The following is an 18,247-nucleotide window of genomic DNA, read 5'->3' on the forward strand; positions in this document are numbered from 1 at the left end:
TCGAATCCCCGGACACCGGCGCTTCTGTGTGTTCCGGTGCGGCCGTCAGGCGAGCAGAGCCGGAATCGTCGCCTCGTGGGCCTCGCGCAACTCGGTCAGCGGCAGCGTGAACTCGCCCTGGACCTCGATGTCGGCGCCGTCCACCACGCCGATCCGGGTGACCGGCAGGCCCCGCGCCCCGCACATGTCGTTGAACCGGAGCTCCTCGCTGCGCGGAATCGAGACGACCGCCCGCCCCGCCGACTCGGAGAACAGGAAGGTGAACGCGTCGAGTCCGTCCGGGACGACCAGCCGCGCACCGTGACCGCCGCGCAGGCAGGACTCGGTGACCGCCTGGATCAGACCGCCGTCGGACAGGTCGTGCGCGGCGTCGACCATGCCGTCGCGGGAGGCCGAGATCAGGATCTCCGCGAGCAGCTTCTCGCGCGCCAGGTCCACCCGGGGCGGCAGTCCGCCGAGGTGGTCGTGGACGACCTGTGACCACGCCGACCCGCCGAACTCCTCGCGGGTGTCGCCGAGCAGGTAGAGCAGCTGGCCCTCTTCGGCGAACGCCATCGGCGTACGGCGGTTGACGTCGTCGATCACGCCGAGGACCGCCACGACCGGCGTCGGGTGGATCGCCGATTCACCGGTCTGGTTGTAGAGCGAGACGTTGCCGCCGGTGACCGGGGTGCCCAGCTCCAGGCAGCCGTCCGCGAGACCACGGGTGGCCTCGGCGAACTGCCACATGACGTCCGGGTCCTCCGGCGAGCCGAAGTTCAGGCAGTCGGAGATGGCCAGCGGCTTGGCGCCGGTGGTGGCGACGTTGCGGTACGCCTCGGCCAGCGCCAGCTGCGCGCCGGTGTACGGGTCGAGCTTGGCGTACCTGCCGTTGCCGTCGGTGGCCATGGTCACGCCCAGGTTCGACTCCTCGTCGATCCTGATCACGCCGGCGTCCTCGGGCATCGCGAGCACGGTGTTGCCCTGGACGAATCGGTCGTACTGGTCGGTGATCCACGCCTTCGACGCCTGGTTCGGAGACGCCACCAGCTGCAGGACCTGCTCGCGCAGTTCCGCGGAGGTGGCGGGCCGGGCCAGCTTGCCCGCGTCGTCGGCCTGCAGCGCGTCCTGCCAGTCGGGACGGGCGTACGGCCGGTTGTACGTCGGGCCTTCGTGCGCGACGGACCTCGGCGGTACGTCCACGATCTGCTCGCCGTGCCAGAAGATCTCCAGCTGGGAGCCCTCGGTCACCTCACCGATCACGGTGGCGATGACGTCCCACTTCTCGCAGATCTCCAGGAAGCGCTCGGTCTTGCCGGGCTCGACGATCGCGCACATGCGCTCCTGCGACTCGCTCATGAGGATTTCCTCGGGCGAGAGGGAGGAGTCACGCAGCGGCACGGTGTCCAGCTCGACCCGCATCCCGCCGGAACCGGCCGAGGCCAGTTCGGAGGTGGCACAGGAGAGCCCGGCGCCGCCGAGGTCCTGGATCCCCGCGACCAGCTTCTCCTTGAAGATCTCCAGGGTGCACTCGATGAGCAGCTTCTCCTGGAAGGGGTCACCGACCTGAACCGCCGGACGCTTGGCGGGGCCCGTGGACTCGAAGGTCTCCGAGGCCAGCACCGAGACGCCGCCGATGCCGTCGCCGCCGGTACGGGCGCCGTACAGGATCACCTTGTTGCCGGCGCCGGACGCCTTGGCGAGGTGGATGTCCTCGTGCTTCATCACGCCGATGCAGCCGGCGTTGACCAGCGGGTTGCCCTGGTAGCAGGCGTCGAAGACGACCTCGCCGCCGATGTTCGGCAGGCCCAGGCAGTTGCCGTAGCCGCCGATGCCCGCGACCACACCGGGCAGCACCCGCTTGGTGTCGGGGTGGTCGGCAGCGCCGAACCGCAGCGGGTCGACGACCGCGACCGGGCGGGCGCCCATGGCCAGGATGTCGCGGACGATGCCGCCGACGCCGGTGGCCGCGCCCTGGTAGGGCTCGATGTACGAGGGGTGGTTGTGCGACTCGACCTTGAAGGTCACCGCGTACCCCTGGCCGACGTCCACGACGCCGGCGTTCTCGCCGATACCGACGAGCATGGCGTCGTTCTCCGGCACCTTCTCGCCGAACTGCTTGAGGTGCACCTTGCTGCTCTTGTAGGAGCAGTGCTCGGACCACATCACCGAGTACATGGCGAGCTCGGCGCCGGTCGGACGGCGGCCCAGGATCTCCCGGATGCGCGCGTACTCGTCCTCCTTGAGGCCGAGCTCCTTCCAGGGCTGCCCGGCGTCCGGGGTCTCGGCGGCGTGCTTGACGGTGTCGAGGCTCATACGTTGACCAGCTTCTTCAGGATCGAGGTGAAGAATCCGAGGCCGTCGGTACGCCCCGTACCGACCAGCGGCTCCACGGCGTGCTCGGGGTGCGGCATCAGGCCGACGATGTTGCCGCCCGCGTTGGTGATGCCGGCGATGTCGCGCAGCGACCCGTTCGGATTGCCGTCGAGATACCGGAAGGCAACCCGGCCCTCCGCCTCCAGCTCATCGAGGACGCGCTCGTCGGCGACGTACCGCCCGTCGATGTTCTTGAGCGGGACGGAGATCTCCTGGCCGGCCGTGTAGTCGGCGGTCCAGGCGGTCTCCGCGTTCTCCACGCGCAGTTTCTGGTCGCGGCAGATGAAGTGCAGGTGGTTGTTGCGGAGCATCGCGCCCGGCAGCAAATGCGACTCGGTGAGGATCTGGAAACCGTTGCAGATGCCCAGGACCGGCAGGCCGGCCTTCGCCTGCTCGATGATCGTTTCCATCACCGGCGAGAAGCGGGAGATGGCTCCGGCCCGCAGATAGTCGCCGTAGGAGAAACCCCCCGCGAGAACGACCGCGTCGACCTGCTGAAGGCCCTTGTCGCGGTGCCAGAGCGAAACGGGTTCCGCACCCGCGACGCGCACGGCGCGCAGGGCGTCCCGGTCGTCGAGGGTGCCGGGGAAGGTGACGACGCCGATACGAGCGGTCACTTCTCCTCCTCGACCTTCACGGTGAAGTTCTCGATGACGGTGTTGGCGAGGAACGTTTCGGCCAGCTCATTGATGCGGGCGAGGGCGGTGTCATCGACCGGCCCCTCGACCTCGAGCTCGAAACGCTTTCCCTGACGTACGTCGGCGATTCCATCGAAGCCGAGACGGGGCAGTGCACGCTGCACCGCCTGTCCCTGCGGGTCGAGGATCTCCGGCTTGAGCATGACGTCGACTACGACGCGTGCCACTGGCACTCCCGGTGTGTGGTGCGAAGGCGGTCCACTCAGCGTACCCGGCCGAAAAGTCTACGCGAGTAGATATCGGAGCGGACTGATCACGCAGTGATATCGGGTGGGAGATGGGACGCGAGATGAGTCGGGAGATGACCGAACATGACGGAGAGAACATCCGCCAAAAATCCTCGAAAAAACCGGCCGCCACGATTGCCCCGGACGCGCGCATGTAATTGGGTGGGCTTCACAATGCGACGCCTTCCGCTGTACAAAGGAAATGGCGTAACTGAAAACCAGCCGTAAGGCCGACATCGCCGCACGTCAGAGAAGCGGTGTCGCAGGAAAGGACCGAAGTCCGTGGCTCAGCGAGTAGTGGTCACGCTCTCCGACGACATCGACGGCGGGGAAGCGGCGGAAACGGTCACCTTCGGCCTCGACGGGAAGTCGTACGAGATCGACCTCAATACCGCCAATGCAAAGAAACTGCGCAAGGCGCTGACCCCGTTCCTGGAGGCAGGCCGAAAGCAGTCGAAGTCGGGCAAGACGTACCGGCACACAGCGGTGGCCCCCGACCCGGCGGCCGTCCGGGCCTGGGCGCGGTCCAACAAGATGGACGTGCCGGCCCGCGGGCGCATCCCCAAGAAGGTCTACGAGGCGTTCAACGCGGCGAGCTGACCGCCCTGACGAGATCGGCGGTCCCCCGGCCGGGGGACCGCCGACTCCCGCCCGGAGCGCCCGACTTGCATTCCACCCCCGCTGATCAGCTAGAGTCTGGAACACGCCGAAGGGCGAGGCCGGGAGGCCCCGCTTCACGCAGCGTGCGGGTGTAGTTCAGTAGTAGAACATCCCCCTTCCAGGGGGAAGGCGCAGTGTGCGATTCCTGTCACCCGCTCTGCATCACTTTCCTGGCTCGGACCACTCCGAGGATCAGGTAGAGTAATGCTCGCACCGCCCGGCGGACGCCTTATCGGGAGTCCGGAGCGGCAGCAATGCGGACGTAGCTCAGTTGGTAGAGCGCAACCTTGCCAAGGTTGAGGTCGCCAGTTCGAACCTGGTCGTCCGCTCAGCGAGAAGAAGCCCCGGTCGGGATCGACCGGGGCTTCTTCGTGTGCCGCCGATTCAGATGACATTTGTCACCGGCGCGGCCACGGATCCGGCAGCAGTCTGGACGCATGACAGATGTGATCGAGGCCGAAGATCTGCGGCGCACCTATGCCGGAGGGTTCGAGGCCGTCTCCGGGATCTCCTTCTCGGTGGCCGCCGGCGAACTCTTCGCCCTGCTCGGGACGAACGGCGCGGGCAAGACGTCCACGGTGGAACTCCTCGAGGGGCTCGCCCGGCCGAGCGGGGGCCGGGTGCGGGTGCTCGGACACGATCCGTACGGCGAACGTGCCGCCATCCGGCCGCGCACCGGGGTGATGCTCCAGGAAGGCGGCTTCCCACCGGATCTGACGGTCGCCGAGACCGTACGGATGTGGGCGGGGTGCACCACGGGGGCCCGGCCCGTGCGTGAGGGCCTGGAGATGGTCGGGCTCGGCGGCCGGTCGGACGTACGGGTCAAGCAGCTGTCGGGGGGCGAGAAGCGGCGGCTGGACCTCGCGATGGCGCTGCTCGGGCGGCCCGAGGTGCTCTTCCTCGACGAGCCGACGACCGGCCTGGACGCCGAGGGGCGCAGAGAGACCTGGGAGTTGGTGCGGGAGCTGCGCGACGGCGGCACCACCGTGCTGCTGACCACGCATTACCTGGAGGAGGCCGAGGTTCTGGCTGACCGGATCGCGATTCTGCACGAGGGGCGGATCGCGGCCGAGGGGCGGCTGGACGAGGTGGTCGCCGAGCAGCCCTCACAGATCTCGTTCACGCTCCCCGAGGGGCTCGCCGTCGACGATCTGCCGCCGTTGGGTGCGTATCACCGTGCCGGACCGTCGGTGCGGCTGCGGACCGCCGAGCTCCAGCGGTCCGCCACCGAACTCCTGGTATGGGCCAGGGACAGGGGGATCGAACTGCACGGATTGGATGTGCGGTCGGCCTCGCTCGAGGAGGCGTTTCTGAACATCGCACGCAAGCAGGAGGTCGCCCCGTGAGCTCATCGGCCATGCCCACGCTGAACACCCGGCGGATGGCAGCGCTGGCCCGCGCCGAGCTGACCCTGCTCGGCCGCAGCAAGGCGTCGCTCTTCACCATGCTGGTGCTGCCCGTCACCATGACCTTCGTGTTCTCGACCACGACCGACCAGGAGACCCTGGACAAGGCGGGGCTCACGGCCGGTGCGGTGCTGCTGCCGGGGGCCATCGGTTTCGGGCTGCTCTTCGCGCTCTACAACGGGGTGACGGGGGTGCTGGTGGTACGCCGTGAGCAGCTGGTACTCAAACGGCTGCGCACCGGCGAGGCGCGCGACGTCGAAATCCTCGCCGGGGCTTCGTTGCCGTCGCTGATCATCGCGCTGGTGCAGTGCGTGCTGTTGGCGGCGGGCTGCGCCGTGGTTTTCGACATGGGTCTGCCGCCGGCGCCGTTGCTGGTGGTGGTGGGCGTGGTGCTGGGGGTCGTCATGCTGGCCGCTCTGGGCGCGGCGACGGCCGGTGTCACCAAGTCCGCCGAGGCCGCCCAGCTGACGATCCTTCCGATGATGCTGCTGTCGATCGCCGGTTCCGGGGTGGCCGTCCCGCTGGAGGTCTTCCCCGACACCCTGGCATCCGTGTGCGAACTGCTGCCGCTGACCCCGGTGGTGGAACTGGTGCGTGGCGGCTGGACCGGGACGATGTCCGGGGCGGACGTGCTGGGACATGTGCTGACGGCGGTGGCCTGGACGGTGCTCGCGGTGTTTGCTGTACGACGGTGGTTCCGCTGGGAGCCCCGCCGCTGAGGGAGGGAGGCGTGAGGTGGCTGCGCTGACATGGATACGGGGTGTGCGCGGGCGCGGGGGGCTCGCGCAACTGGACCTGTACACCCGGGGATCGCTGTACTTTCTGCTCTGGCTGGCCGTCGCCGTGCAGGTGGCGCTGTCCGTGACCCGGCCGGTCCGCCACTCCGACGCACCGTTCGCGCTGATCACCGCCTCCTGCCTGCTCGCGGTGGCGCAGGGGGTGTGCAGCACCGCGCTGACCTCGGGTGCGCTGCACACGTATCTGGGCGGCGCGGCAGTTCCGCGCCGGCTGATCGCTGCGGCGGCCGCTCTGATGGCGGCGGACCTTGCGGCCGTACTGGCGCTGACCTCGGCCGTGGGCCTGGCCGAGGTGCCAGGGGTGACCGTGCTCCTGTGCGCCCCGGTGGTGCCGTTCACGCTGGGGCACTGTCTGATCGTGCGCCGCCGGACCACGGTCATCGTGCAGTTGGCCCTGCTGGTCGCCGTGTGCGGGACGGTCGCACTGCTCGGCACGGCCGGTGCACTGATCCTGGCCTGCCTGATCTCCTTCACCTGCGGGCCCGCCTGGTTCGCCTGCGCCTCCCGCTGCTCCGCCTGGTACCTGGGGGTGATGTGGAAGCTGCAGCAGGCACAGGACGTACAGGCGCAGCTGGCGGTCGCCGAGGAGCGGTTGCGGTTCGGCCGGGATCTGCACGATGTGATGGGGCGCAACCTTGCGGTCATCGCGTTGAAGAGCGAACTGGCGGTGAGTCTGGCGCGGCGCGGCCGGCCCGAGGCGGTGGCGCAGATGGAGGAGGTGCAGCGCCTCGCCCAGGAGTCGCAGCGGGAGGTCCGCGCGGTGGTGCGGGGCTACCGCGACACGGACCTGCGCGTCGAGCTCGAGGGGGCGCGGGGCGTGCTGGAGGCCGCCGGCATCACCTGCGAGGTGACCGGCTCGGCGGACGGGCTCACCGGGGACGTGCAGTCGGCGCTCGGCTGGGTGGTCCGCGAGGCGGCCACCAATGTGCTGCGGCACGGGGACGCCCGGCGGTGCGCCATCGACGTCTCCCGATCGGCCTCGGACGCCCGGCTGACCGTCGACAACAACGGCGCCGCCGGGGCGGCCGGGCCCGCCGCCACCGGTTCGGGGCTCGCGGGGCTGCGGGAACGGCTCGCCGTCCTCGGCGGCACGCTGGTGGCGGGCCGGGCCGGGGACGGCCGGTTCCGGCTCACTGCGGAGGTGCCGCTGGGGGCGGTACGGGGTGGTGCCGACGGGGCGGGCGGTGCTGATGATGCAGGAGGTGCCGACGGTGCAGGAGTGGCCGGCGGGACTTCCGGGGCCGGTGGTGCGGGGGACGCTGGGGGTGCGGGGGCGACGGCCGGTGCCGGCGGGGCCGCCTGGGGCGACGGGGTTCTCGCATGACCGGATCCCAGCCAGTACCCGGCGTCCCGTCCGCGACGATACGCGTCCTGCTTGCCGACGACGAGCACCTCATCCGCGGTGCACTGGCCGCGCTGCTCGGGCTGGAGGACGACCTGGTGGTGGTCGCCGAGGCGGCGTCGGGGCCGGAGGCACTCGCCATGGCGCGGGCACACCGGCCCGATGTGGCGGTGCTCGATCTGCAGATGCCGGGGGCCGACGGTGTGAGCGTGGCCACATCGCTGCGCGGTGAACTCCCCGACTGCCGCTGCATGATCGTCACCGGTCACGGGCGCCCCGGCCACCTGAAACGCGCGCTCGCCGCGGGCGTGCGCGGGTTCGTGCCGAAGACGGTCTCTGCGCGTCGGCTGGCCGAGATCATCAGGACCGTGCAGTCCGGCGGGCGTTATGTGGACCCGGAGTTGGCTGCCGACGCCATCTCCGCGGGGGATTCTCCGCTGACCGCGCGAGAAGCCGAGGTGCTGGAGCTTGCGGCCGACGGGGCGCCGCTCGCGGAGATCGCGGCCAGGGCTTCGCTGTCCCAGGGGACGGTGCGCAACTATCTGTCGTCCGCCGCGTCGAAACTGAACGCCGAGAACCGTCATGCCGCGGTGCGTCTCGCCCGCCGACGGGGTTGGGTATAGTGGTTGTCGCGCCACGGCGCATGCGGACGTAGCTCAGTTGGTAGAGCGCAACCTTGCCAAGGTTGAGGTCGCCAGTTCGAACCTGGTCGTCCGCTCCGCGAGATGAAGCCCCGGTCGGGATCCGACCGGGGCTTCTTCGTTCCGTGTGCCGGGGCTACGTCCAGGGAAGCCCGGTCAGCAGCTCGTACGCCTCCAGGTACTTGGCCCGGGTCGCGTCCACCACCTGCTGCGGGAGCGCCGGTGGCGGCTGCTCGCCGTGCCGGTCCCAGCCGGACGCGTCCGAGGTCAGCCAGTCGCGCACGTACTGCTTGTCGTACGACGGCTGCGGGCGCCCCGGCTGCCAGCTCGCTGCCGGCCAGAAGCGGGACGAGTCAGGGGTCAGCACCTCGTCGGCGATGACGAGTTGCTCACCGTCATAACCGAACTCGAACTTGGTGTCGGCGAGGATGATGCCCCGCTCACGCGCGGTGTCCCTGGCCCGGCTGTAGACGGCGAGCGTCGTCCGGCGCAGCTCGGCGGCAGTCTCCACGCCGACCTGGCGGGCGACTTCCTCGTAGCTCACGTTCTCGTCGTGGTCACCGACCGCCGCCTTGGTGGCGGGGGTGAAGATCGGCGCCGGGAGCTCGGAACCGTCGGTCAGGCCGTGCGGCAGCGCGAGCCCGCAGACGGTGCGGGTCGCCTTGTACTCCAGCAGGCCGGACCCGGCCAGATAGCCGCGCGCGACACACTCCACGGGGACCATCCGCAGCGACTTGCAGATCAGGGTGCGGCCCGCCCAGTCGGCGGGAGCGCCGACCGGGAGCTCGGTACTGATGACATGGTGCGGGACGATGTCCGCGAGCTGGTCGAACCACCAGAGCGACAGCTGGGTGAGCACCCGGCCCTTGTCGGGGATCTCGGTGGGCAGCACCCAGTCGTACGCGGACATGCGGTCGCTGGCGACCATCACGAGGTCGCCCGCCTCGTTCTGGTACAGATCGCGCACCTTGCCGGTGTGCAAGTGCACCAGGCCCGGTACCTGCACGGCCTCGGGCTTTTCTACGAATCCGGACACGGTTCCTCCCCGTGGTTCTGTCCATACGCTGGGGTCGAGTCCGATTCTCCCGTATGCACGACGCGCCGCACGCCACCGGGTCGCCGCGACAGGTGGGTGCCGGGCCGGCCGGGGCGTGAATCGACGGGTCAGTCGCCTTTTCGGCCGCGCTTCCCGTCGGTCGCGCCGCGCTTGCCGTCAGTCGCGTTTGCAGATCCGGTCGAGGAGATTGGCGGTGGCGCGCTGGATTCTGGGGTCCACATGGCCTGGGCGGTCCAGCGCCGGGGACCAGGCGAAGGTGCCCGATGCGAAGACCAGCGAGCCGGAAGGCGCTCGGTAGAGGGAGGTCTCCTGGTGGCGCAGGGCGCCCTCGCTGTCCCGGTACGGGGAGTGCGCGAGCAGGATGCGGTCCTCGTGCGGAGGCAGCGCGGTGCGCGGGAAGTAACGGTCCGCCTCGCCGGCGACCAGGCCCTGGATCTCGTCGCCTTCGCGGGCGCCGGTGGCATCCCAGAGCCAGTGCTCGGCATTCCGCACGACCAGCGGGTTCGGTTCGGGGACGCGGCCCGCGTACTGGATGCCGAGCAGTTGCTGCTCCGGGCGGTCGATCTCCCGCCAGAGCGCCGGCTTTCCGGGGCCTCTGCGCTTACGGCAGGTCAGCAGCCGGTCGGGGACGCCGGACGGCGAAGGGGAGAGCTCGACCTGCCAGTACATCGTGTTGGCGGAGAGGAAAACCAGCGAGGTGCCGTGCTCCCGGGCGGCTTCCACGGTGCTGCGCATGGGGACGGACCAGTACTCGTCGTGGCCGGGGAAGACCAGGCCGCGATACCGGGTCGGGTCGATGCGGCCGGCGTGCAGATCGCGGGTGTCGGCGTAGGCCAGGTCGTAGCCGTACCGCTCGGCCCAGCGGATGAAGTCGTAGGCGTGGCCGACATGCAGGGGCAGCCCGGCGCCCGCGTAGGGCCGGTCGAAGGAGACCGTGATCGCGGCGTCCTCCTCACCGAGCAGCCGACCCGTGCCGTCCCAGGCGTGGTAGAGACTCGCGCCGGTTCTGCCGTCCTCCGGGTAGAGGTTGTACGACTGCCAGGTGATGTCGGGCAGCAGGAGCAGCAGATCGGCCGGGTGGCTGTCGCGGACCGTGAAGGGGACGTGCGAGCGGTAGCCGTCGACCGTGGTCAGTACGGCGACATACGCGCCGATCGACCAGTGCGAGGGAATCTGCAGGCGCCAGGAGAGCCACCAGTGGTGGCAGGAGACCGTGCGGTCGGCGGTGAGCGGGGCCGGCTGGACGATGCCGGAGAGCCGCGGGCTGGTCGTGATCTTCGCGGCGCCGTCACCGCCGTAGTGCCCGATGCGGTAGATGTCGACGGCGAACTGCTGGGGCGGGTCGACGGTGACATGGAAGTCGATGGCCTCGCCGGGGGCGGCCGCACCGGTCGACGAGAAGCCCTTGATCTGCTGCTTCACGTCGTCGGCGGTACGGGGACCGCCCGAACGGTTGCGGGCGGCGTCGGGGTCCGCGTACCAGGGGACGACATGGCCGGTGTCGTCGAAGTAGTGCTCGCTGCCGCGGAGCCACGGCAGCGGCCCCTGCCCGAACGGGTCCGAGACGGCGTGCGCGAGGGCTCCTGACTCCCAGCGTCGGATCTGCTCCGCCCCCATGCGGCTCCCCCCTTCTCGGTCGCTCAGGCACAACAGTGATGCACCGACTGTCAGCGACCGGTCCCAGCACATCACATAAGGCACGCACTCCGTCACTGTTCGTCGCGAATTGACGGCAACGGAAGCCCGGATTCCGAGTGATCCCGGGCACTTCGGGCAGGCGTGGACTCTTCTCCCGGCTCTTGCGGGGTGGTGCGGACGCCCACCCGTTCGTGCCCTTGCCGAGGTTGCCTCAGCAGTTTTCAGACCAGCCGCACCGGCTTCTCCGGGCGGACCCCGACCGTCGCCAGCCATCCGCGCAACGGCTCCGCGTCGCCCTCCTCCACCAGGCTCACCACCGGGCCGCCCAGGTCGGCCCCGCGCTCGCCGTCGACCAGCAGCGTCGGTCCGTCCAGCCAGTCGAGCCCCGGCGTCGCCCCGGCCGTGTCGACCGCCGCGCAGCAGACCATCGCGGTGACGTGGTCGGCGAGCAGATCGCGGCCGGTGCGCGGGGGCTGGAGGGGAAAGAGCGGGATCGCCTCCGTGTCCCAGAGGTCCTCGCCCGCCGCGCCGCCGCTGTTCACCGGTGGCGGGGCGGCAGCGTCCTCCCGGGCCACCTCGGCCGTTATGCCGGCGGCCAGCGCCTCGCTGCTGTCGGCCGTCAGATGGTTCATCACCCGGGCCAGCGTCGGCCCGCCGGGATCACCCGCACGCCGGGGGCCCAGCCGGTCGAGCACCCGGTGCAGCCTGGCCGCATCCGTGCGCCATTTCCGGTCGACCACCTCCTCCGGATACTGCTGCCAGTCCACCGGCGACCAGTCGGGGCTTCGCTCGGCGGGCCCCCCGTGGAAGAGCCGGGCCGCGAGCAACGAGGTCGCCTCGTCGACCGCGCCGGGCTCCTCCAGCAGGTCACAGGCGGGCCGCTCGCCCAGCCGGGAGGTGAAGCCGTCGGCCAGCCGGTCCCGGCGGGAGAGCTCGGTGAGGGCGGATACCACTCCGGCGTCGAGCCGGGCCGGCCAGCGGCCCATCCGCCAGGCCGGCAGCGCCACCCGGGTCAGCAGACGGTCCCAGCCCGCGTACGCCAGGCCTACCTGTTCCTGGGCGACGACCCGCAGTCCGTAATCCACCGCCTGTGCCCGCTCGGACGCGGCCGCGGCGACTCCCCGTTCCATCTCGGCGGCATGACCGCGACAGCTGCGCAACAGCAGCCGAGCGACCCGGCCGATGAAGCCGTACCCGACGCGGCCGAACGGTCCCGCCCCCGGCCGGGACGCCACGGCGACCGCCGCGTCCAGACCGCGCACGAAGCGGCGGGAGGCTGCGATGTCGGGGTGCGCCGAAGGCCCGGTGCCCGCGACGACCGGCGCGAGCAGCGCCCGTAGCTCGGCCACCCGCATCCACCACAGGAACGGCGAGCCGATGACCAGCACCGGCGCGGTCGCCACCCGGCGGGCCCGCAGCGCGCGCACGGCGGACAGCCGACTGCCGGATATGGACTGTGCGGGATGCGATCGGTCCTCGAGCCAACTGTCGCAGTCCGGGGTGAGCGCTATCGCCGAGGGGACGGGCACATCCAGCCTGGCTGCCAGGTCACGCACCATGCGGTGCAGGTCGGGCGCCGACGATTCGGTGAGCGCCACCGTCGGGCTGACGGCGGGGCCGGCTCTGGCGATCACTGCGGCAACGGTGCCGGCCAGCAGCAGCACCACGACGGCGAGGGCCACCACCACCCAGCGCGCCCTGTTCCAGTCTCCGCCGGTGAGGCGGCCCATTGCGCCGCCTGCCAGCAGCACCACGGCCACCGCGGCGGGCAGCAGTGCCGCAGCCAGCGCCCAGCCCCTGATGCGCAGCACGGCCAGCGCATGGGCCCGGGCGCCCTGCGCACCACGCTTCTCACTCGTACCACTGATGGACATGGCCGGACGTCACCCCCTCTGCCTCCGCGACGGCTTTGCTCACTCCCCCACTGTGGCATCCGGCACTGACATCGCAATGCAGATGGGCCAAGTGCCGGAATGCTTGGGGCGCAGACTAGTTGGGGCTCTGCCGAGCGTCATCCGGATGGGCCTACCGTCACCCGATGGAATGGCTTTGGGCAAAGGTGCTGACGACTGCTCGCCACTTCTGTCAGATACGGCCGCCTGTCGAATACGGCTGCCTGTCGGATACGGCTGCCTGTCAGACGCCGGCCGCTTTCGCGGCGATGTCCGTACGGTGCTGCGACCCGTCCAGCCGCACCCGGGCCAGCGCGGTGTACGCACGCTCCCGGGCCTCGGCCAGACCGGCACCGGTCGCCGTCACCGACAGCACCCGGCCACCCGCGCTCACGATCGCATCGCCGTCCCGCCGGGTTCCGGCGTGCAGTACATACGCCTGCGGGGCATCATGGGCCGCCACCTCGTCCAGGCCCTCGATCGGGTCGCCGGTGCGGGGGGTTTCCGGGTAGTTGTGCGAGGCGATGACGACCGTGACCGCCGCGTCGTCGAGCCAGTTCAGCGCCGGTTCGCTCGCCAGCGTGCCGTTGGCCGCGTTGAGCAGCACACCGGCCAGCGGGGTCTTGAGCCGGGCCAGCACCACCTGGGTCTCCGGGTCGCCGAAACGGGCGTTGAACTCGATGACCCGTACCCCGCGCGACGTGATGGCGAGCCCCGCGTACAGCAGCCCGGCGAAGGGGGTGCCGCGCCTGCGCAGCTCGTCGACGGTCGGCTGCAGCACGGTCTCCATGACCTCGTCGACCAGCTTGGGGTCGGCCCAGGGGAGCGGCGAGTAAGCGCCCATGCCACCGGTGTTGGGGCCCGCGTCGCCGTCGCGTGCACGCTTGAAGTCCTGCGCGGGCTGCAGCGGGAGGACCGTGACGCCGTCCGTGATCGCGAAGAGCGAGACCTCGGGACCGTCCAGGAACTCCTCGATCACGACCCGGCCGCAGGCCAGCGCATGGGCGCGGGCGGCCTCGACGTCGTCGGTCACCACGACGCCCTTGCCTGCGGCGAGCCCGTCGTCCTTGACGACGTAGGGGGCGCCGAAAGCGTCCAGCGCGGTGTCGATCTCGGCCGGGGTGGTGCACACGTAGGCCCGGGCGGTCGGCACGTTCGCCGCCGCCATCACGTCCTTGGCGAACGCCTTGGACCCCTCCAGCCGGGCCGCTTCGCTGCTCGGCCCGAAGCAGGGGATGCCCGCCTCGCGTACCGCGTCGGCGACACCGGCGACCAGGGGCGCCTCGGGGCCGACCACGACCAGCTCGGCATCGAGTTCGGCGGCGAGCCGGGCGACGGCAGCGCCGTCCAGCGCGTCCACCGGGTGCAGCTCGGCCACCTCGGCGATGCCCGCGTTACCGGGGGCACAGTGCAGGGAGGTGACTGCGGAGTCGAGGGAAAGAGAGCGGCACAGGGCGTGTTCGCGGGCGCCGCCGCCGATGACAAGGACCTTCACGGTGCGAAGCCTAGCCCGCGGGACAGGCCCGGCCGGGCGCGGCCCTTGTCCGGACCTCCTGAACCGGCCTCCCTACTCGTTCGTATATTCCTCCACCACCGTCGCTCCGAGCTCGCGGACGATCAGATCGTGACCGGAGAGCGCGGAGTCGCCGAGGTCCGGGTCGTCGTCCTCCGGCGTGTCGTCCTCCAGCGAAACGACCGGCGGCCCGTCCGGGACCGGTGGCGGCTCGGGCTCCCGGTATGCCTGTGGCCGCTGATGCTGCTGCGGCTCCGGCGCGGACACGGGCGACGGCGGCACGGGGCCCGGTGCGGCCGAGGCGGCCGGCGGCGGCACCGGTCGGCGTGGCGCGGGCGACGAACCGCCCGGGCCCGGGCCGGGGTGATTGCTGCCGCCGGGAGGCTGCGTACCGCCGGAGGGATCGACGATCGCGTCGACCTTCCACTGGACACGGAACTGCTCGGCGAGCACCTGCTTCAGTACGTCCTCACTGCCGCTGGACGCGAAATTGTCCCGGGCGCCCGCGTTGGGGAAGCCGAGCTGGAGGGTGGTCCCGTCGAACCCGGCGACCTGGGCGTTCTGACTCAGCAGGATCCAGGTGAAGCGGCGGCGGTTCTTGACCGCCTCCAGAATGTCGGGCCACATGTTTCGCACCTGGCCGGCGCCCTGAGCCATTCCGGGCGCAGGAGCTGCGGCGGGCTCGGCAGCCGGGGCGGCGGCGGCCGCCGGGGCGGACTGCGGCGTGGGCTGCCCCGGCCCTTGCTGCTGCCCCTGCCCCTGCCCCTGCCCCGGGGCAGCAGCGGACGGCCAACTGCCGGCCGGACGCGCAGGCTGCGCTGCCTGCCCGGCGCCCCCCGAGCCGCCCGCCGCGCCCGGCCATGCCCCGGGCTGGCGAACCGGGGGCTCGGCGGCCGGGGTCGGCGGCTGCGCGGGAACGGCCTGCGCGGCGGACGGGGCGGGCGGCGGCGCTGCACCAGCACCAGCACCAGCACCAGCACCAGCACCAGCACCAGGGCTACCGGTAACCGGCTCGCCAGGTGCGCCGGACCCGCCGGGCCCGCCGGGAGCAACCCGGCCGCCGGTGTCCCCCCGTACCGCTGCCCGCACTGCGGCAGGTCCGCCCCCGGGCGGAGCACCCGGCCCCGCCGCCGTGGCGCCCATCGCCGGATGCGCCTCGGGTCCCGGTACGTACCCCATGGCGGGCCCTTGTCCCCCGGACACGAGGCCGCCGCCCCGCTCCAGCCGGTCGAGCCTGGCCTGCATCGACCGCTCGTCGTCGAAGGCGGCAGGCAGCAGCACCCGCGCACAGATCAGCTCGAGCTGCAGTCGGGGCGAGGTGGCCCCGCGCATCTCGGTGAGCCCGGTGTTGACCAGGTCGGCGGCCCGGCTGAGCTCGGCGGCGCCGAACACCGAGGCCTGCGCCTGCATCCGCTCCACCACATCGGCCGGGGCGTCGATCAACCCCTTCTCGCCCGCGTCCGGCACGGCGGCGAGAATCACCAGATCGCGCAGCCGCTCCAGCAGGTCGGCCACGAAGCGGCGCGGGTCGTTCCCGCCCTCGATCACCGTGTCCACGGCTTCGAAGGCCGCCGCGCCGTCCCCTGCGGCAAAAGCATCGATCACCGAGTCGAGCAGCGACCCGTCGGTGTACCCGAGGAGCGACGTCGCCATGGCATACGTCACACCTTCCCCGCCGGCACCGGCCAACAACTGGTCCATCACCGACATCGAGTCACGCACCGACCCCGCCCCGGCCCGCACCACCAGCGGCAGCACACCTTCAGCGATCCGGGCACCCTCCCGCTCGCACACCTCTCCGAGGTAGTCGCGCAGTGTCCCGGGCGGCACCAGACGGAACGGGTAGTGGTGGGTGCGCGACCTGATCGTCCCGATGACCTTCTCGGGCTCCGTGGTCGCGAAGATGAACTTGAGATGCTCCGGCGGCTCCTCGACCACCTTCAGCAGGGCATTGAACCCCGCCGATGTGACCATGTGCGCCTCATCGATGATGTAGATCTTGTATCGGCTGCCGGCCGGCCCGAAGAACGCCTTCTCCCGCAGGTCGCGGGCGTCGTCCACGCCACCGTGCGAAGCCGCATCGATCTCGATGACATCGATCGACCCCGGTCCGTTCCGCGCGAGGTCCTGGCAGGACTGGCACGCACCGCACGGCGTCGGCGTGGGCCCCTCCGCGCAGTTCAGACACCGGGCGAGGATCCGGGCACTGGTGGTCTTGCCGCAGCCGCGCGGTCCGCTGAACAGATACGCGTGATTGACCCGGTTGTTCCGCAGGGCCTGCTGCAACGGGGCAGTGACATGCTCCTGCCCGATGACCTCGGCGAACGACTCGGGGCGGTAACGGCGGTACAGCGCAAGGGACGACACACCTACGAGGTTATCGGGGCGCACTGACATTGATACGCGTAAGCGGGTTCCGGTGGTCGTGGCTCTCGCACTGACTGACGCCCTGCTGGGTTGTCTTCAGGCTGTACCGTCCGGCTGCCGGATCCCGCAACCAACGCCCTCATCGCCCCCCGAACGCAAAGGGCCCCCCACGCACCCACCAGAGCCAACCTACCCTTGCTGCCTTCCGGCCCTGGGGGAGTTCAGTCAGATAGCGCCACGTGAGGGGCTGGCCCCCACCCTAGCTGATCCACCGGGTGAGAATCGAGTTCGCTAGCACTGCTCAACGTCTTGTATTGTTCGTCGCGGAGGATTCGCCTAGTGGCCTAGGGCGCACGCTTGGAAAGCGTGTTGGGGGCAACCCCTCACGAGTTCGAATCTCGTATCCTCCGCAGCTAGAAGGCCCGGGCCGCTCACGTGGTCCGGGCCTTCTGCTTTGTCAGTCTCACCCCCAGTCTCAACGGGGCTCTTCGCGATCTCCCTACGCCGCCTCGTTGTCGCTCTTCGCCACCTCCCAGATGAGTCCGCCGACCCGCTTCGCGACGTCTTGCAGGGTGCCGACGGTCACGTGCTGGTAGCGGGCAGCCATGGCCGTGGACGACCAGCCCATGATCTGCATGACCACGCGCTCCGGGACTCCGAGGATGAGCAGCACCGTGGCGGCGGTGAAGACGAACCCCGTCTCGCGCCACTCCTCCGCGGCCCATACGCGCTCGCGCTCTTGTTCCTGTCGATGCAATTTCAGCAGCCGGACCAGCTCGTCAGGCACCCCGATGACCCGATGGCCGGCGCGCGACTTCGTGTTCGCCGTGTCCTCGTTCTTCCTGACACGCTGCTTGCAGTAACCGGGCTTGTGCCCGCACTCGCCACCGCAACCATGCAGGTACTTGGGACGGAGCCTGTTCTTACGGACCCGCAGGATGCCCGCTGTGAGATCCACGTCCGTCCAGCGCAGCCCCAGCGCCTCCCCCTGTTGGAGGCCAAGGGCGAGAGCGATGGACCAGCGGGTGCTGTTCCGAAGCTTGGCCGCTTCGGAGAGCAGCCGCTGCACCTCTTCGACGTCGTACGGCTCAACCTCTTCATCCTCATGCGGGGAGGCACGGCGAGCGTGGCAACGTTGCGGGTCACGTGGCCACGCCGCATGGCGTGATTGAGCGCCGTACGGATGGTGCGGTGCGCCTGGTGGGCGGTGGCGGGCTTGCTGCCGTTCGCCCTCATCTTCGTGTAGAAGCGCTCCAGGTGTTCCGGCTCCAACTTGTCCAGCCGGTGAGCACCGACCCCAGGGATGAGATGAACCCTGACGGCCACCTCGTACCCGGCGTACGTGTTCTCGCACACCGACGGTTTCGCGATTTCCTCCACCCAGTGCAGGAGCCATGCCTTCACCGTCCAGGGCCGTCCCGGCTTCCGGACCTTCCCCGCGTCCCGCTGCTTCTCCAGTTCACGGACCTTCTTGATGACTTCCGCTTCGCTGACCTTGCTCATGACGCGACGCCGGTCGGGCTTCCCGTCGTCACGGACGCCGACAGTCACCCTGCCGTGCCAGTAACCGTCTGTGCCAAAGTAGGTAGTTGCGTCCCCATCAGGGCGTTTGGCGCGCTTTTCCATGATTCTCCTTAGGCGGCAGTGGGCTGGC

General features: G+C 70.4%; 13 protein-coding genes, 4 tRNA genes, 1 other RNA gene and 1 pseudogene. 9 read left to right on the forward strand and 10 right to left on the reverse strand.

Annotated elements, in window-relative coordinates; all coding sequences use genetic code 11:
- Positions 1–45 precede the first annotated feature (45 nt).
- From purL to purS, 3 genes are read right to left on the reverse strand one after another with little or no spacing between them, the layout of a single operon-like run.
- On the reverse strand, positions 46–2,295 hold the full coding sequence (gene purL, locus AB0436_RS08365) for a phosphoribosylformylglycinamidine synthase subunit PurL (protein ID WP_366466954.1): 2,250 nt from the start codon (positions 2,293–2,295) through the stop codon (positions 46–48).
- The gene (gene purQ, locus AB0436_RS08370; RefSeq protein ID WP_366466955.1) at positions 2,292–2,972 is read right to left on the reverse strand and encodes a phosphoribosylformylglycinamidine synthase subunit PurQ; all 681 of its coding nucleotides are present in this window, start codon (positions 2,970–2,972) and stop codon (positions 2,292–2,294) included. Before purQ ends, purL begins: the two co-directional genes overlap by 4 nt.
- Positions 2,969–3,220: a phosphoribosylformylglycinamidine synthase subunit PurS gene (gene purS / locus AB0436_RS08375; protein ID WP_365854049.1), complete on the reverse strand. Its 252-nt coding sequence runs from the start codon at positions 3,218–3,220 to the stop codon at positions 2,969–2,971. The genes purQ and purS overlap by 4 nt, the downstream gene beginning before the upstream one ends.
- 342 nt (positions 3,221–3,562) lie before the next feature.
- Between purS and AB0436_RS08380 the strand changes: the two genes are divergently transcribed.
- From AB0436_RS08380 to AB0436_RS08415, 8 genes are all read left to right on the forward strand, one after another.
- On the forward strand, positions 3,563–3,880 hold the full coding sequence (locus tag AB0436_RS08380) for an Lsr2 family protein (protein WP_366466956.1): 318 nt from the start codon (positions 3,563–3,565) through the stop codon (positions 3,878–3,880).
- A 145-nt stretch (positions 3,881–4,025) separates the two neighbouring features.
- A tRNA-Gly gene (locus AB0436_RS08385) sits at positions 4,026–4,097 on the forward strand.
- 99 nt (positions 4,098–4,196) lie between these two features.
- Positions 4,197–4,269: transfer RNA gene (locus AB0436_RS08390), tRNA-Gly, on the forward strand.
- 108 nt (positions 4,270–4,377) lie between these two features.
- On the forward strand, positions 4,378–5,286 hold the full coding sequence (locus tag AB0436_RS08395; RefSeq protein WP_366466957.1) for an ABC transporter ATP-binding protein: 909 nt from the start codon (positions 4,378–4,380) through the stop codon (positions 5,284–5,286).
- 11 nt (positions 5,287–5,297) lie between these two features.
- Positions 5,298–6,065 carry an ABC transporter permease gene (locus tag AB0436_RS08400; protein ID WP_366467476.1) on the forward strand — a complete coding sequence of 256 codons (768 nt, stop codon included), beginning with the start codon at positions 5,298–5,300 and terminating at the stop codon, positions 6,063–6,065.
- A gap of 16 nt (positions 6,066–6,081) precedes the next feature.
- Positions 6,082–7,467, forward strand: coding sequence for a histidine kinase (locus AB0436_RS08405; protein WP_366466958.1), 1,386 nt, complete (start codon positions 6,082–6,084; stop codon positions 7,465–7,467).
- On the forward strand, positions 7,464–8,108 hold the full coding sequence (locus AB0436_RS08410) for a response regulator transcription factor (protein WP_366466959.1): 645 nt from the start codon (positions 7,464–7,466) through the stop codon (positions 8,106–8,108). Before AB0436_RS08405 ends, AB0436_RS08410 begins: the two co-directional genes overlap by 4 nt.
- 22 nt (positions 8,109–8,130) lie before the next feature.
- Positions 8,131–8,203: transfer RNA gene (locus AB0436_RS08415), tRNA-Gly, on the forward strand.
- 59 nt (positions 8,204–8,262) lie between these two features.
- Here AB0436_RS08415 and AB0436_RS08420 read toward each other — a convergent pair.
- The 6 genes from AB0436_RS08420 to ffs all read right to left on the reverse strand — a co-directional run bounded on the left by AB0436_RS08420 (position 8,263) and on the right by ffs (position 16,844).
- Positions 8,263–9,162, reverse strand: coding sequence for a phosphoribosylaminoimidazolesuccinocarboxamide synthase (locus AB0436_RS08420; protein ID WP_366466960.1), 900 nt, complete (start codon positions 9,160–9,162; stop codon positions 8,263–8,265).
- A 177-nt stretch (positions 9,163–9,339) separates the two neighbouring features.
- Entirely contained in the window at positions 9,340–10,800 is a 1,461-nt protein-coding gene (locus AB0436_RS08425) for a N,N-dimethylformamidase beta subunit family domain-containing protein (RefSeq protein ID WP_366466961.1), read from the reverse strand.
- Positions 10,801–11,042: 242 nt separating this feature from the next.
- Entirely contained in the window at positions 11,043–12,695 is a 1,653-nt protein-coding gene (locus AB0436_RS08430; protein WP_366466962.1) for a hypothetical protein, read from the reverse strand.
- Between the two features lie 262 nt (positions 12,696–12,957).
- Positions 12,958–14,208, reverse strand: a complete 1,251-nt coding sequence (purD, locus tag AB0436_RS08435) for a phosphoribosylamine--glycine ligase (RefSeq protein WP_366466963.1) — start codon at positions 14,206–14,208, stop codon at positions 12,958–12,960.
- A 72-nt stretch (positions 14,209–14,280) separates the two neighbouring features.
- Complete coding sequence (locus AB0436_RS08440) at positions 14,281–16,593, reverse strand: DNA polymerase III subunit gamma and tau (protein WP_366466964.1); 2,313 nt, start codon at positions 16,591–16,593, stop codon at positions 14,281–14,283.
- Positions 16,594–16,749: 156 nt separating this feature from the next.
- Positions 16,750–16,844: signal recognition particle sRNA small type (gene ffs, locus AB0436_RS08445), an RNA gene on the reverse strand.
- Between the two features lie 74 nt (positions 16,845–16,918).
- On the opposite strand from ffs, the gene AB0436_RS08450 reads away from it, so the two are divergent.
- Positions 16,919–17,003, forward strand: a tRNA-Ser gene (locus AB0436_RS08450).
- Between the two features lie 89 nt (positions 17,004–17,092).
- Here the strand turns inward: AB0436_RS08450 and AB0436_RS08455 are convergent.
- Positions 17,093–18,219: pseudogene (locus AB0436_RS08455) on the reverse strand (tyrosine-type recombinase/integrase).
- Between the last annotated feature and the right edge of the window lie 28 nt (positions 18,220–18,247).

The sequence above is a fragment of the Streptomyces sp. NPDC051322 genome (genome assembly GCF_040689485.1).
GTDB lineage: Bacteria > Actinomycetota > Actinomycetes > Streptomycetales > Streptomycetaceae > Streptomyces.